This is a genomic window from Sphingomonas sp. GW821-FHT09B04 (assembly GCF_059418285.1).
On sequence record NZ_JBWKPO010000001.1, the window covers coordinates 601,419 to 616,184 of the forward strand.

Below are 14,766 nucleotides of genomic sequence, written 5' to 3' on the forward strand. Positions count from 1 at the left end.
CCAACGTCGGGCTGGTTCAGTCTGCGGGCGGCCTGCGCAGCACGGCGAACAGATATGCTTCGATCGCGACGAACGGACCGGCCAGCGCCGCCGCGCCGGGCCAGCCCGCCAGTTCATGCCCAAAGGCGCCGACGCCCCAGACAAGCACGATTAGGCTCTGCGCCAGTGATGAGGCGCCGATCCCGCGCAGCACCGGATCGCGGTGATAGCCGATCCAGAACGCCCAGCGCCCGAGCACCCAGGTGATCGTGGTCGCCGCGACCGCGCGCAGGTCGCCGGCATAGACGCCGAGCAACGCCAGCCCGGGCGCAAACACCCAGAATTGCTCGAGCGTGTTCGAGACATAGCGCTGGTTGACGATCAGCCGCCGCGAATCGGCTCCGGCAAGCGGATCGATCGCGCGCGAGAACAGCCGCTCATGCGCGACCGCCTCGATCCCCGGCAGGAACGCGAGCAGCGCCGCCGCACCGATGCACCCCAGTGCGAAGCGCATCGGCTCGATGGTGACCGGCGGCAGCCAGTGCGCCAGCGCCAGCCACAGCCCAATCGCGACCGGAACCGATAGCCCCACGGCTACCGCCAGTCGCGATTGCGCGGACATCAGTCGGCGAACAACAGCACGGGGGTTTCGAGCAACTTGCGCAGCGCCTGCACATAGCTCGCCGCATCCCAGCCATCGACGACGCGGTGGTCGCAGCTGATCGACAGGTTCATCAGCTTGGCGCGGACGATCTCGTCACCGTGGAACACGGGTCGCTCGACGATCTTGTTGGGGCCGATGATCGCGACTTCCGGCTTGTTGATCACCGGGGTGGTCGCGATGCCGCCAAGGGGGCCGAGCGAGGTGATGGTGATGGTCGAGCCGCTGAGCTCCTCCACCTTGGCCTTACCGGTGCGCGCGGCTTCGGCGAGGCGGGTGATCTCGGCAGCGATCTGCCAGACGTTCAGGTCCTGCGCGTCGCGGATCACCGGAACCATCAGCCCCGCATCGGTCTGCGTCGCCATGCCCATGTGGACGCGGCCGTGGCGCGTCACCACGCCCGCCTCGTCGTCATAGCGCGCGTTGAGCATCGGGAAATCGGGCAGAGTGCGGCAGATCGCGGCGATCACGAACGGCAGCATGGTCAGCTTGGGCCGCGCGCCGCGATTGGCGTTGAGGTCCGCGCGCATCTCTTCCAGCGCGGTCACGTCGATCTCGTCGACATAGGTGAAGTGCGGGATGGCGCGCTTCGACGCGGCCATGTTCTCCGCGATCTTGCGGCGCATGCCGATGACCTTGACCGGCACGTCCTCACGCGCGCGGCTGGCGTGCGGGGCGTGATAGCCCTGGGCCGAGCCGTAGCGCAGGAACGCGTCGAGATCGGCGTGGCGGATGCGATCGCCCTCGGCCTTCACCTGGCTCAGGTCGACGCCGAGATCCTTGGCGCGCTGGCGCACCGCAGGCGAGGCGAGGACGTCACGATGCGAGGCGGCAGGCGCTTCGACCACGGGGGCTGGTGCGGCCGCCGGTGCGGGTGCCGGTGTTGCGACCGGAGCGGGGGTTTCCACGACCTCCTCGACGCCCGGCGTTTCCGCCTCGACCTGCTCCGCGACTTGCTCGGGAACAGGTGCCGCTTCGGGCACCTCGGCGACATCGCCATCGGTCTCGACCACGATCAGCGCCGCGCCGATCGCGACCTGATCGCCGACTTCGCCGGCCAGTTCGACGACAACGCCGGAGACGGGCGATTCCATTTCGACCGTCGCCTTGTCGGTCATCATGTCGGCGACCTGCTGGTCTTCCTCGATGCGATCGCCGACCTTGACGTGCCAGGCGACGATCTCGGCCTCGGCAATCCCTTCGCCGATATCCGGCAGACGAAACGTAAAGCGTGCCATGCGGGTCAGTCCTTCAGGATCTTCTTGAGCGCTTGTCCGATGCGGACCGGCCCGGGGAAATACGCCCATTCGAGGCTGTGCGGATACGGCGTGTCGAAGCCGGTGACGCGCTCCACCGGCGCCTCGAGGTGGTAGAAGCAGCGCTCCTGCACGAGGCTGGCCAGCTCGGCGCCGAAGCCGCTGGTGCGGGTCGCTTCATGGACGACCATGCAGCGGCCGGTCTTCTTGACCGACTCCTCAATCGTCTCGATGTCGAGCGGGACGAGCGTGCGCAGGTCGATGATCTCGGCGTCGATGCCCATCTCCTCGACCGTCGCCTTCACGACATGCACCATCGTGCCATAGGCGAGCACGGTCAGCGCCTCACCCGGGCGGACGATCGCGGCCTTGCCCAGCTCGACGCGATAATAGCCCTCGGGTACCTCGCCACCGGGATGCTTCGACCAGTTCTCCGCCGGGCGATCCCAATGGCCGTTGAACGGGCCGTTATAGATGCGCTTCGGTTCGAAGAAGATGACCGGGTCATTATCCTCGATCGACGCGATCAGCAGGCCTTTGGCATCGTATGGGGTCGACGGGATCACCGTCTTCACGCCCGAGACATGGGTGAAGATGCCCTCGGGCGACTGCGAGTGCGTCTGCCCGCCAAAGATGCCGCCGCCATAGGGCGAGCGGATCGTCAACGGCGCGGTGAACTGCCCCGCCGATCGATAGCGCAGCCGCGCTGCCTCGCTCACCAGCTGGTCGAGCGCGGGATAGATATAGTCGGCGAACTGGATCTCCGGCACCGGGCGCAGGCCGTATGCGCCCATGCCGATCGAGACGCCGACAATGCCGCATTCGGTAATCGGCGTGTCGAACACCCGCGTCTTGCCATGCTTGGCTTGCAGCCCTGCAGTGGCGCGGAACACGCCGCCGAAATAGCCGACATCCTCGCCCATCACGATGACGTCGGGATCGCGCGCCATCATCACGTCGAGCGCGGAGTTGATCGCCTGAATCATGTTCATGCGGGTGCCAGCACCCGCTTCATTCGCGCCCTGCTCGGCGGTTTCGCTCACGATTGCCTCGCTCATTGCTTACGCGCCCACGGACGGCCCGACGCCTCTTCCTCGTCGATCATCATCTGCCGTTGCTCCCTGAGGTGCCAGGGCATCTCCTCGAACACCCCGTCGAACAGCGAATCGAGCGGCTGGTGCAGGCCATGGCCGAGGATGCCGTTCTTCTCGGCTTCCTTCTGCGCCGCCTTCACTTCCTCGGCGAGCTCGCGATCCTGTTCGGCGTGGCGCTCCTCATCCCATTCGCCGATCGCGATCAGATGCGCCTTGAGCCGTGCGATCGGATCGCCGAGCGGCCAGGCGGTCGGTTCGCCCGCACTGCGATATTGGGTGGGATCGTCGGAGGTCGAGTGCCCCTCGGTGCGATAGGTGAAATGCTCGATCAGCGTCGGACCCTGATTGGTCCGTGCGCGCTCGGCCGCCCACAAAGTCGCGGCATAAACGGCGAGCGCGTCGTTGCCGTCGACGCGCAGCCCGGCGATGCCATAGCCCAGCGCGCGCGCCGCGAAGGTCGTCGCCTCGGCACCGGCAAAGCCCGAGAAGCTCGAGATCGCCCACTGGTTGTTGACGACGTTGAGGATGACCGGCGCCTTGTAGACGGTGGCGAAGGTCAGCGCTGAGTGGAAGTCGCCCTCCGCGGTCGAACCCTCGCCGCACCAGGTCGCGGCGATGCGCGTATCGCCCTTGGCCGCGCTCGCCATCGCCCAGCCCACAGCCTGCGGATATTGGGTGGTGAGGTTGCCCGAGATCGAGAAGAAGCCCTTCTCCTTCGACGAGTACATGATCGGCAGCTGCTTGCCCTGCAGATCGTCACCCTTATTCGAGTAGATCTGGTTCATCATCTGAACGAGGCTGTAGCCGCGTGCAATCAGCAGGCCCTGTTGGCGGTAGCTCGGGAAGCACATGTCGTCGCTGGCCAGCGCATGTGCCGCGGCGATCGCCACTGCCTCCTCGCCGGTGCACTTCATGTAGAAGCTGGTCTTGCCCTGCCGCTGGGCGCGGAACATGCGCTCGTCGAACGCCCGGACCATCGCCATGTCCCGTAGCATTTTCCGGAGTGTGTCGGGTGAGAGGCGCGGGTTCCACGGACCGACGGCTTTGCCGTCCTCGTCGAGAACGCGAACCAATGTGTAGGCAAGCTCGTGGAAGCTGGATGGCGCTGCAGCGGTGTCGGGGCGGGGCTGGGCACCCGCCGGCGGCACATCGACTTCGGCGAAATCCGCCGCATCGCCCGGCCGGAATTTCGGCTCGGGTACATGCAGGCTGAGCGGCGGCAGATTGGCGCGCGGTGCGTCCACGGTCATGCTCTCTCCAGCGTTATAAGGCCTCCGAGTCACCCTTCGGCGCGCGGAATATGATTTCAAGGCCTCGTTATATTCTTTCAATACGCGAGTCGAGATGGGACAGCAACACTGTCGTGAATTTCATTGTACCGTGCGACGAACGGATAGGCGAATCGGCCCTTTCCCCGATGGCAATCCCCTCCTAAGGGGGAGGTTTAAGGACAAACTTCGCTGGGGAGCGAGACGCACATGAAACTGATGGCCGGCAATTCGAACCTGCCGCTCGCCCAGGCGATCGCCTCCTATCTCGAGATTCCGCTGACCAAGGCGAATGTTCGCCGCTTCGCGGACGAGGAAATCTTCGTCGAAATCCTCGAGAATGTCCGTGGCGAAGATGTGTTCGTGCTCCAGTCGACCAGCTATCCGGCGAACGACAATCTGATGGAGCTGCTGATTATGATCGACGCGCTGCGCCGCGCGTCGGCCAAGCGCATCACCGCGGTGCTCCCCTATTTCGGCTATGCCCGTCAGGACCGGAAGCCCGGCCCGCGCACACCGATCTCGGCCAAGCTGGTCGCCAACCTCATTACCACCGCGGGCGCCAACCGCGTGCTTTCGGTCGATCTGCACGCCGGACAGATCCAGGGCTTCTTCGACATTCCGACCGACAATCTCTTCGCCGCACCGGTGATGAGCGAGGATATCAAGGCGCGCTTCTCCGACCGCAACCTGATGGTCGTCTCGCCCGATGTCGGCGGCGTGGTGCGCGCGCGCGCGCTGGCCAAGCGACTCGAGAATGCGCCGCTGGCGATCGTCGACAAGCGGCGGGAAAAGGCGGGCGAATCGGAAGTGATGAACATCATCGGCGATGTCGCCGGCCGCTTCTGCATCCTGATCGACGACATCGTCGATTCGGCGGGGACGCTGTGCAACGCGGCCGCGGCGCTGAAGGCCGCCGGTGCCGAGGACGTGGTCGCCTATTGTACCCATGGCGTCCTGTCGGGCGGCGCGGTCGCGCGCGTCGATGGTTCGGAGCTCAAGGAGCTCGTCATCACCGACACGATCGGCAACCACGCGATCGTCGAGCAGGCCAAGAACACGCGCCATCTCACCATCGCCCCGCTGATCGCCGAAGCGATTCGCCGGATCGCGGACGAAAGCTCGGTCTCGAGCCTGTTCGACTGATCGCGGCCGATTAGCCCCGCTTTGTCGGAGCCAATCGAAACTTGGCTTCAAATCCTATCTAATTAGTGGATATTAAGCGCGGGTCTCAGGTGCCTTCCCCGAGGTGTCCCTCCCGAGGCCCGGTCCGGAAATCTCTCTCCTGACTTTCTCGGCCGTGCCTTTCTCCAGAAGGCGCGGCCTCTTTTTTGGCTGGCGTCAGGCCAGCGCCTTCCACACCAGCACCGCGCCGACTGCGATCATCAACCAGTAGATGGCGGCATAGAAACGGTCGGGCGCCACGCGTCGCACCAGCCACACCCCGGAAAAGGTCGAGGCTATGGCCACCGGCAGCAACGCCGCGGAAGTCAGCAGATTCTCCCGCGTGAACTGGCCGAGCGCGAGATAAGCGGGAACCTTGATCCAGTTGACCAGCGCAAAATAGACCGCGGTAGTGCCGACGAGCATGTCGCGGGCCAGGCGGCGCGGCAGCACCCAGAGCTGCCAGGGCGGCTGTCCGGCATGCGCGATCTGGCTGGTGAAGCCTGAGACGATTCCGAACAGCGAGCCGACCCAGCCCGGCGAGTCGGACGGTGCCGCGACGCCCAACCGGTCGCGCCACAAGCGATAGGCGCCGAACGCGATCGAGATCCCGCCAACCATCGCCAGCACCGCGTCGGGCGACACGCTCGCAGCATACCAATAGCCGAGCAGGATTCCGATGACCGCGCCGGCCAGCGTCCATCCCAGCACGAACCAGTCGACGGTGCGCCGAAACGCCCACACCCCGACCACGTCCTGCGCGATCAGCAACGGGAGCAGGATCGCGGCGGCCTGCACCGGATCGGTGGCGAACGCGATCATCGGCAGCGACAGCGCGCCGGCGCCTGCGAACCCGCCCTTGGACAGGCCGAGCAAAGCCACGGCGGGGATCGCCAATGCGTAGAAGAGCGGGTCGGTAATCAGGAGCGTATAGCCGGCGCGCGCATACCGGTATTTCCGCGCGCGTTCAGTTCGGCCTTGAGCTTCTCCGGCGCGGGCGCCCAGAGGAAGCCGAAGCTGACCGTGCCGTTCTTCGTCTCCACCACATGATGCAGCCGGTGCGCCTGGATGATGCGCTTCATGTAGCGGGAGCGCGGCACGTAGCGGTGCCCGATGCGCCGATGGACGATGACGTCATGGAACCCGAAATAGATCGCGCCATAGGCCGTGATTCCCGCCCCGATCCAGGTAAAGCCCGGCCACCAGCCCAGCTGCACCCCGGCATAGAGCAAGGCGATCGAGGGGATGGCGAAGATCACCGCGTAGAGATCGTTGAGCTCGAACGCGTGGTCATGCGGTTCATGATGGCTCTTGTGCAGGAACCAGCCCGGCCCGTGCATCACCCAGCGGTGCGCGGCATAGGCGAACCCCTCCATCAGCGCGATGGTGGCCAGGAACAGCAGGATGCCGATTGCGGCGTTCATGGCGGGCGATATAGCGCTCCGCCATGCGAAGCGCATCACTTCTCCTGATCGCCTTTTCCCTCTCCGCCTGTGCGGTGCCCGAGGCGCGGTTGCGCACCGGTCTCGCCAATGCCGGCCTGTCGCGCCCGCTCGCCGCGTGCATGGCGGAACGGATGGTCGACCGGCTCAGCCTCGCGCAACTGATGCGGATCGCCGACCTGCCCAAGGCAGGCGAAGCCGAGTCGGTGGACAAGTTCCTGCGCCGCATCCGATCGCTCGGCGATCCGGAAATCGTGGCGGTCGCGACCAGTTCGGCGGCGCTTTGCGCGACGGGTTTCGGGCGCAGCTAACGGACTGCGAACAACCGGTCTTCCGGGCTGTCACCCGTACCGGGAGCCATATTATTGCAATTGCATGTCAATCGCATAGAAAGGGTATTTGATTCCCGCGGACCGCTGTGCTTAAGGCGGGCGAATTTTGCTGCAACGCAAGGGATCTGCCCCATGAACATCCACGAGTATCAGGCCAAGGAATTGCTGGCCAAGTTCGGCGCGCCGATCGCTGCCGGCCACGCCGCCTTCACCGTCGAGGAAGCGGTCGAGGCTGCGAAGAAGCTCCCCGGGCCGCTCTTCGTCGTGAAGTCGCAGATCCATGCCGGCGGCCGCGGCAAGGGCAAGTTCAAGGAACTCGGTCCCGACGCCAAGGGCGGTGTCCGCCTCGCCTTCTCGCTCGACGAAGTTCGTGCGCACGCCACCGACATGCTCGGCAATACGCTGGTGACGATCCAGACCGGCGACGCGGGCAAGCAGGTCAACCGCCTCTACGTCACCGACGGTGCCGACATCGCGAAGGAATTCTACCTCGCGCTCCTCGTCGATCGCGCCACCAGCCGCGTCGCCTTCGTCGTCTCGACCGAGGGCGGCATGGACATCGAGGAAGTTGCGCATTCGACTCCTGAGAAGATTCACAGCTTCTCGGTCGATCCCGCCACCGGCTTCCAGCCGCATCACGGTCGTGCCGTCGCCGCGGCGCTGGGCCTGAGCGGAGATCTGTCGAAGCAGGCCGCCAAGGTCGCCAGGTCGCTCTACGACGCGTTCGTCGCCACCGATGCCGAGCAGATCGAGGTCAACCCGCTGGCGCTGACCGAGCAGGGCAACCTCCTCGTCCTCGATGCCAAGGTCGGCTTCGACGGCAACGCCCTGTTCCGCCACAAGGACCTGGTCGAGCTGCGCGACGTGACCGAGGAGGACCCGGCCGAGCTCGAGGCGTCGAAGTACGACCTGGCTTACATCAAGCTCGACGGCGACATCGGCTGCATGGTCAACGGCGCCGGCCTCGCCATGGCGACGATGGACATCATCAAGCTCAATGGCATGTTCCCGGCCAACTTCCTCGACGTCGGCGGCGGCGCGAACCGTGAAAAGGTGACCGCGGCGTTCAAGATCATCCTCGCCGATCCTGCGGTGAAGGGCATCCTCGTCAACATCTTCGGCGGGATCATGAAGTGCGACATCATCGCCGAGGGCATCGTCGCCGCGGCGAAGGAAGTGAACCTGTCGGTTCCGCTCGTCGTCCGCCTCGAAGGCACCAATGTCGAGGAAGGCAAGGCCATCCTCGCCAATTCGGGCCTCGCGATCGTTCCGGCGAACGATCTGGGCGACGCCGCGCGCAAGATCGTGGCTGAGGTCAAGCAGGCCGCCTGAGGCTGCTTGCCGAGCCAGAAGCAAGAGGGGCGTGCTGGCCGGCGCCCCCCTTTTTGCTGAGCGCTACTTGACGCCTTTCTCGCTGATGCTCCTCGCCGGAGCAGGGGGTGTCGGCGCCGGCACGGCTGCGCCGCTAGGGCGCGGATTCTGACCGCCCTTGACGATCACGCCCTTGATCGGTTGGCCGGGCGCCGCCACGACAGCCGATGGCGCATCCTCGTTGCGGCGCCCGCCGGTATAGGTTCGCTGGTCCCGCGCTGCTGCTTCCGACTGGGCCGGGCTGGTCTCCTCGGTTTCAGCCCCTCCGTCAGGATTGGCCGGGACGGAGCGCGCGTAGCTCGACGATACCGCGCCACTCGGCTTCTGCGGTGTGGTCGCTGGGGTCTTGGTCCGGCTCGTATCCTGCGCGGCCGCGACCGGACAGGCGACAGCAATCGCGAGCAGCACCAGCGGCAGTGAGGTTGCCGAACTCATCTTACCGAAATTTGACATCATCTCTCCCCTTTCTGTCGATGAAGCTGAGTGAGTCGTAATGAACCACCCATGAACTCGATCCGCTCATGCAACGACAGGCAATATCAGGCGGTTTTCGATGATGTGGGGCGATCGAAATTCGGGTATAATTTGAGGTGATTCTCGCGCATTAGCGGCTGATCACTGTCGGTATTCTGCCGATGGAGGGTGTCGATAGAGATATTGGCTACGCTATTTTGCAATTGTCACCGAGATGCTCCTGTCCCGCGCCGATGATGAAGGCGGCACCTCGACCTTGCTTCTCTGTCGCGGGGTCTGGTCACGCTTGACCGCAATTCCGCCGATGCGTGCGGCCTCGGATTGTTTGGTGGCCGGCGGCGGGGTCTGCGCCTGATGTCCGCACATCGTTGTGAAGGACGGGGGCACCATCGCCATGGCGCGAAGCAAGAACGCAAAGCGGCGGCGGCGTCTCATATGTTCCTCCTCGATCGCGACCCCTTCGTTGCGGATCGGCAATGAATGACCAGTGAACTGCCGTTACGGCACGCAGATTTGCGGCGCGCAAGATTGCATACCGTGCTTGCGAAAATGGTGAAAGCACGACAATGGAAGGCCAGACCCGATACAGTAAAATGTCGGTTTCGGGTGGCGCCCGCGCGGAAAATGCTGGCCAAGCGGGCCACGAAAATGTGATAGCGACCGCCGAGGGTTGCCAGGGAGAAGGGCAAGGCCGCGGCGGCCAAGTTTTTGTCGTCGCCCCCAAGGGGCTCCGGGCGTTAGAAGCCGGGGAACTTGGGAGGGGCGCGCCGGTTCATCTCCCTGGAATTTGGTCCTGATGCGTTGGGAAGGAATGCGATGAAAGTCTTGGTGCCGGTCAAGCGAGTGCTTGACTACAACGTGAAGCCGCGGGTGAAGGCCGACGGGACGGGGGTCGACCTCGCCAACGTCAAGATGAGCATGAACCCGTTCGACGAAATCGCCGTCGAAGAGGCGATCCGCCTCAAGGAAAAGGGCGTGGCGACCGAGATCGTCGTGGTCTCGATCGGCGAGCAGAAGGCACAGGAAACGCTGCGCACCGCGCTGGCGATGGGTGCCGACCGCGCGATTCTGGTCGTTGCCGAGGACAAGGTCGAGCCGCTGGGCGTCGCCAAGCTGCTGGCGAAGGTCGCCGAGGCGGAGGCACCTGGCCTGATCATCCTGGGCAAGCAGGCGATCGACGACGATAACAACCAGACCGGCCAGATGCTGGCCGCGCTGCTCGGCTGGGGGCAGGGCACGTTCGCGAACAAGGTCGAAGTCGCGGGCGAGCAGGTCGACGTGACCCGCGAAGTCGATGGCGGTCTCGAGACGGTGAAGCTCAAGCTCCCGGCGATCGTCACCACCGACCTTCGCTTGAATGAGCCGCGCTATGCCTCGCTGCCCAATATCATGAAGGCGAAGAGCAAGCCGCTCGATCAGAAGACTCCCGCCGACTATGGCGTCGATGTGGCCCCGCGCCTCACCGTCGTCAGCGTCACCGAGCCGGCCAAGCGCCAGGCCGGCGTCAAGGTTGCGGATGTGGATGAGCTTGTCGGCAAGCTCAAGGCACTGGGAGTTGCGAAATGAGCGTGCTGGTCTGGGTCGAACACGACAACAACAGCGTCAAGGACGCGACGCTTTCGGCCGTCACTGCCGCGGGTAAGCTGGGCGATGTCGTCGCGCTGGTCGCGGGGCAGGGCGCGCAGGGCGCTGCCGACGCCGCGGCGAAGATCGCCGGCGTCACTAAGGTGCTGCTGGCGGATGACGCCGCTTACGGTCATGCGCTGGCAGAGAATGTCGCGCCGCTCGTCGCCGATCTGATGGCCGGCTACGACGCCTTCGTCGCGCCCGCCACCACCACCGGCAAGAACATCGCGCCGCGCGTCGCTGCGCTGCTCGATGTGATGCAGATCAGCGAAGTGCTGTCGGTCGAGAGTGCCGACACCTTCACGCGACCGATCTATGCCGGCAACGCGATCGCGACGGTCAAGTCGGCCGACGCCAAGAAGGTGCTGACCGTGCGCGGCACCGCGTTCGAGAAGGCTGCGGCCGAAGGCGGCTCGGCTAGCGTCGAAGCGGTTTCGGGCAAGGGCGATTCGGGTCTGTCGAGCTTCGTCGGCGCCGAAATCGCCAAGTCGGAGCGTCCGGAGCTGACCAGCGCCAAGGTGATCGTCTCGGGCGGCCGCGCGCTCGGCTCGTCGGAGCAGTTCCATGGCCTGATCGATCCGCTCGCCGACAAGCTCGGCGCCGCGGTCGGCGCGAGCCGTGCGGCGGTCGATGCGGGCTATGCCCCCAACGACTATCAGGTCGGCCAGACCGGCAAGATCGTCGCGCCGGAAGTCTATGTCGCGATCGGTATCTCGGGCGCGATCCAGCACCTTGCGGGCATGAAGGATTCGAAGACCATCATCGCCATCAACAAGGACGAAGACGCCCCGATCTTCCAGGTCGCGGACCTCGGCCTTGTCGGCGATCTGTTCAAGATCGTTCCGGAACTGACCGAGAAGCTCTGAAGCAAAGGCGGGGCGGCTGCGGCCGCCCCGTTACTTCTGGATCCGCGTCCAGGTCTGTGACCGACAGCCGATCCGCCCGACCAGGCATCCCTTGCCTTCGATCCGGTTGGCATCGAGGACGCTGACCGTCCCCGAGAATGTCTTGTTGATGTCGGGAACGAACACGCGCCCGCGCCACACGCCGGGCGTTTCCTGCACGAAATCGCGAAACAGCGTCGATCCGACCAGCTTTGCGGTGCCGCCGCGTGCGGCGTCCGCCTTGGCCTTGTCGTTCGCCCAGACCACAACGCCGCACATGCGGTTGCCGCAGGGCTGGGCGCGGACATGGACGCTATTGGAAGGGTTTCGCCACACGCCGAAGGACTGGTCACGCGCCAATGCGGGACCTGCCGATACGGCGAGGGCGAGTGCGAACAGGGTGCCGATCGAACGCATGGCGCCGCTTAACTCCGCTATTTCCGGGGCGGTCATTCTACGGGAATGCGCCGGAACGGACAATCGCAGCGGTGGAAAAGCGGAAAAGAGTAAGGCCCGTCGCTTTCGCGGCGGGCCTCCCTGGACGATCCGTTCCGGTTTAGGGTTCGGGTCGCCAATGCTCTTTCTCATCGATCAAGCAGAGGAACAACGTCCGTCGGCGCGGATTGGTTCCGCCGCCGCTCAAATTATACCAGCACGAAGCGCGCCGACGCGATCACCTTGCCCGAGGGCTCGGAACGGCGTGCGCGATCGTGCGGCACCACGGTCACCATCACTGTCGCGCCATCGACGATCAGCGTCTGGGTCGTGCGCGGGAGCGCGAAGCGCTCGACGCCGTCGCCGATGACGCGGCCAAGGAAATGCGGGGTGCCGTCGTTTGCCAGCAACCACAGATCGGCGACGCCCTGCACTGCGTCGAACCGCCGCGCACGCACGCGGATCGCTGACCCGACCGGATCGTAGCGGATTGCCAGATCGGGGCGGCGATCCGGCCCCTCCATCAGCGCGATCAGCACTGGCGCTGCGCCCGGCGGCCGCGGCTGGAGACCGCCCAGCGCAAAGACGAAGATCGCCATTGCCGCCAGCGCGCCGGCGAGCGCCGCGCCCAGCCCGATGGCTGTGGTGCGCGCGAGCGGCCAGCGTATATTCCGCCGCCGGGCGCGGCGCGGCGCGTCGCCCTCGCGCAGTTCGATCAGCGCGTCGATCCGCGCCCATAGTTCGGCGGGCGGATCGGTCTCGGGCAGTGCCTCGAGCATCGGCGCAAGGTGAAGTTGCCAGCCTTCGACCTCGGCGGCGAAAGTGGGGTCGGCAAGTTGCTTGCGCAGCGCAGCGGCGCGCGCGTTTCCCTCGACCGTGCCCAGTGCCAGTGCGCGGGCCAGCGCGGGTTCGCCCGACACCGCGATGTCCGCTTCGGGCGCGAGCGCGGCGAGGCCATTGGCGATCCGCCGCTCGATCGTCGCGGGGTTTGCGAGTGCGGCCTGCGCGATCTCGGCATGGGTTGCACCGGTCAGCATCGCTGCGCGGATCGCGGCCTGCTCGTCGATCGGCAGCGCGCGCAGGCGATAATGGAGCAGGGTTGCGGCAGTGTCCCACGCGATCGGGGCCTCCCCGGTCAGCAGTGTCTCGTCCGACAGCAGGACTTCTGCATCAGCAAAGGCGGAGGGGCCGGGCACGCGGCGGCGCCACTCGACGGCACTGGCGCGGGCGATCGCCGAAAGCCATGCGCGCGCCTCGCTGGCTGCCGGATCGAAGCGCGGTGCGCGATCCCAGACGCGCAGATAGACGCTTTCGGTCAGCTGTGCGGCTGCCGTGGCATCGCGGGTGATCGCCGCGACGATGCCGTGCAGGACGGATGCGGTCGCGTCGTACAGTGTCGCCATCGCCTTGCGGTCACCGCGCGCGACAAGCTCCAGCAGCGCGGCGAGGTCCGGCGCGTCCGCTTCGCTTCTCTTCATGCGATGTCCTGCTGTGCCGTGGTGCGGGTGATGTCGGCATCATCCGACGCGTCGTTTTTCCAGGGACGCGCAAAGCGCAGGATCAGGAAACCGGCGACCGCCGACAGCACCGATCCGGCGAGCACGCCGATTTTCACCTCGTCGATCAGCTCGGGGCTGTCCGGGAACGCAAGGCCGCCGATGAACAGGCTCATCGTGAAGCCGATCCCGCATAGCATCGCGACGCCATAGATCTGGGGCCAGGTCGCCCGGCTCGGCGGGGTGGCAAATCCGGTTCTGGCGGCGATCCACACGCTGCCGAAGATCCCGGCCTGCTTGCCGATGAACAGGCCCGCGGCGATGCCAAGCGGCAATGGCGCGAGCAGGATCGCGGGCGACATCCCGGCCAGGCTCACCCCGGCATTGGCAAAGCCGAACAGCGGCACGATCACGAATGCGACCCATGGTGCCAGTGCATGCTCAAGGATGTGCAGTGGCGAATCCGCCGCGTCGGGCGCTCCCGGCGATGCCTTGATCGGGATCATCATCGCGGTCAGCACGCCCGCGACGGTGGCGTGCACACCCGAAAGGAACACGAAATACCAGAGCGCGACGCCGAGCAGCAGATAGGGCCACAGCTTCGTCACCCCGCTGCGGTTGAGGACATGCATCACCACCAGCACCAGCGCGCCCGCCGCCAGCGCGAGCGAGCCGAGGCTCTTGGTATAGGCGAGCGCGATGATCGCGACCGCGCCCATGTCATCGACGATCGCGACGGTCGTAAGGAACAGCTTGAGCGACGTCGGTGCGCGCTTGCCGAGCAGGGCCAGCACCCCGATCGCAAAGGCGATGTCGGTTGCCGCCGGGATCGCCCAGCCCGGCGCCAGCGGTCCCCCGCCGGTGATGCCGAGATAGACCAGTGCCGGAACAAGCATTCCTGCTGCGGCCGCCACCACAGGCAGCCGCCGGTCGTCCCAGCTGGCCAGCTGGCCGTCGACGAACTCGCGCTTGATCTCGAGGCCGACGAGCAGGAAGAACACCGCCATCAGCGCATCGTTGATCCACAGATGCACCGTCATCGGCCCGTATTTGGGGCTGATCACCGGGCCGGTCTCCCAATGGAGCAGGTGGAAATAATCCGCCGACAGGCCGGGCAGGTTCGCCACCAGCATCGCCAGCGCCGCTGCCGCGATCAGCAGAATGCCCCCTGCCGCCTCGCTCTTCATGAACGCCCTCAGTGCCGAAGGAGCCGTGCGCCTCGCCGTTCCCGCCATGTCGCTCCCCATCTTCGTGAGCATCCTGCCTAACGGCTGGAATGCCGGG

At 65.7% G+C, this 14,766-nt stretch carries 16 protein-coding genes; 5 read left to right on the forward strand and 11 right to left on the reverse strand.

The genetic code is table 11. The features are described 5' to 3' along the window. Window positions 1-16: 16 nt before the first annotated feature. From AC07NK_RS02980 to AC07NK_RS02995, 4 genes are all read right to left on the reverse strand, one after another. Window positions 17-601 (reverse strand): MAPEG family protein, encoded by a 585-nt coding sequence (locus AC07NK_RS02980; protein WP_495169075.1) that lies wholly within the window; start codon window positions 599-601, stop codon window positions 17-19. Beyond that, a complete protein-coding gene (locus tag AC07NK_RS02985; RefSeq protein ID WP_495169076.1) occupies window positions 601-1,878 on the reverse strand; it encodes a dihydrolipoamide acetyltransferase family protein in 1,278 nt (425 codons plus the stop codon). Before AC07NK_RS02985 ends, AC07NK_RS02980 begins: the two co-directional genes overlap by 1 nt. A gap of 5 nt (window positions 1,879-1,883) precedes the next feature. Next, entirely contained in the window at window positions 1,884-2,888 is a 1,005-nt protein-coding gene (locus AC07NK_RS02990; RefSeq protein ID WP_495169620.1) for an alpha-ketoacid dehydrogenase subunit beta, read from the reverse strand. A gap of 62 nt (window positions 2,889-2,950) precedes the next feature. After that, a complete protein-coding gene (locus tag AC07NK_RS02995; RefSeq protein ID WP_495169077.1) occupies window positions 2,951-4,240 on the reverse strand; it encodes a 3-methyl-2-oxobutanoate dehydrogenase (2-methylpropanoyl-transferring) subunit alpha in 1,290 nt (429 codons plus the stop codon). Window positions 4,241-4,468: 228 nt separating this feature from the next. Between AC07NK_RS02995 and AC07NK_RS03000 the strand changes: the two genes are divergently transcribed. Beyond that, window positions 4,469-5,404, forward strand: a complete 936-nt coding sequence (locus AC07NK_RS03000; RefSeq protein ID WP_495169078.1) for a ribose-phosphate pyrophosphokinase — start codon at window positions 4,469-4,471, stop codon at window positions 5,402-5,404. Window positions 5,405-5,599: 195 nt separating this feature from the next. Here AC07NK_RS03000 and AC07NK_RS03005 read toward each other — a convergent pair whose 3' ends face one another. Together AC07NK_RS03005 and AC07NK_RS03010 are read right to left on the reverse strand one after the other, a co-directional pair. Then, window positions 5,600-6,346, reverse strand: a complete 747-nt coding sequence (locus AC07NK_RS03005) for a sulfite exporter TauE/SafE family protein (protein ID WP_495169621.1) — start codon at window positions 6,344-6,346, stop codon at window positions 5,600-5,602. Then, on the reverse strand, window positions 6,343-6,846 hold the full coding sequence (locus tag AC07NK_RS03010; protein ID WP_495169079.1) for a sterol desaturase family protein: 504 nt from the start codon (window positions 6,844-6,846) through the stop codon (window positions 6,343-6,345). Before AC07NK_RS03010 ends, AC07NK_RS03005 begins: the two co-directional genes overlap by 4 nt. Window positions 6,847-6,869: 23 nt before the next feature. Between AC07NK_RS03010 and AC07NK_RS03015 the strand changes: the two genes are divergently transcribed. Then, window positions 6,870-7,175 carry a hypothetical protein gene (locus AC07NK_RS03015; protein WP_495169080.1) on the forward strand — a complete coding sequence of 102 codons (306 nt, stop codon included), beginning with the start codon at window positions 6,870-6,872 and terminating at the stop codon, window positions 7,173-7,175. Window positions 7,176-7,328: 153 nt separating this feature from the next. Further along, window positions 7,329-8,528 carry an ADP-forming succinate--CoA ligase subunit beta gene (gene sucC, locus AC07NK_RS03020; RefSeq protein ID WP_495169081.1) on the forward strand — a complete coding sequence of 400 codons (1,200 nt, stop codon included), beginning with the start codon at window positions 7,329-7,331 and terminating at the stop codon, window positions 8,526-8,528. 63 nt (window positions 8,529-8,591) lie between these two features. Here the strand turns inward: sucC and AC07NK_RS03025 are convergent, their stop codons facing one another. Next, the gene (locus tag AC07NK_RS03025) at window positions 8,592-9,020 is read right to left on the reverse strand and encodes a hypothetical protein (RefSeq protein WP_495169082.1); all 429 of its coding nucleotides are present in this window, start codon (window positions 9,018-9,020) and stop codon (window positions 8,592-8,594) included. Window positions 9,021-9,233: 213 nt separating this feature from the next. After that, entirely contained in the window at window positions 9,234-9,518 is a 285-nt protein-coding gene (locus AC07NK_RS03030; protein ID WP_495169083.1) for a hypothetical protein, read from the reverse strand. Window positions 9,519-9,857: 339 nt separating this feature from the next. On the opposite strand from AC07NK_RS03030, the gene AC07NK_RS03035 reads away from it, so the two are divergent. Together AC07NK_RS03035 and AC07NK_RS03040 are read left to right on the forward strand one after the other, a co-directional pair. Further along, window positions 9,858-10,607: an electron transfer flavoprotein subunit beta/FixA family protein gene (locus AC07NK_RS03035; RefSeq protein ID WP_495169084.1), complete on the forward strand. Its 750-nt coding sequence runs from the start codon at window positions 9,858-9,860 to the stop codon at window positions 10,605-10,607. Beyond that, window positions 10,604-11,533: an electron transfer flavoprotein subunit alpha/FixB family protein gene (locus tag AC07NK_RS03040; RefSeq protein WP_495169085.1), complete on the forward strand. Its 930-nt coding sequence runs from the start codon at window positions 10,604-10,606 to the stop codon at window positions 11,531-11,533. Before AC07NK_RS03035 ends, AC07NK_RS03040 begins: the two co-directional genes overlap by 4 nt. A gap of 30 nt (window positions 11,534-11,563) precedes the next feature. Here AC07NK_RS03040 and AC07NK_RS03045 read toward each other — a convergent pair whose 3' ends face one another. The 3 genes from AC07NK_RS03045 to nhaA all read right to left on the reverse strand — a co-directional run bounded on the left by AC07NK_RS03045 (window position 11,564) and on the right by nhaA (window position 14,741). Continuing rightward, the gene (locus AC07NK_RS03045) at window positions 11,564-11,968 is read right to left on the reverse strand and encodes a DUF2147 domain-containing protein (RefSeq protein WP_495169086.1); all 405 of its coding nucleotides are present in this window, start codon (window positions 11,966-11,968) and stop codon (window positions 11,564-11,566) included. 227 nt (window positions 11,969-12,195) lie between these two features. Continuing rightward, window positions 12,196-13,464: a sigma factor gene (locus tag AC07NK_RS03050; protein ID WP_495169087.1), complete on the reverse strand. Its 1,269-nt coding sequence runs from the start codon at window positions 13,462-13,464 to the stop codon at window positions 12,196-12,198. Beyond that, the gene (gene nhaA, locus AC07NK_RS03055; RefSeq protein WP_495169088.1) at window positions 13,461-14,741 is read right to left on the reverse strand and encodes a Na+/H+ antiporter NhaA; all 1,281 of its coding nucleotides are present in this window, start codon (window positions 14,739-14,741) and stop codon (window positions 13,461-13,463) included. The genes AC07NK_RS03050 and nhaA overlap by 4 nt, the downstream gene beginning before the upstream one ends. Window positions 14,742-14,766: the final 25 nt, after the last annotated feature.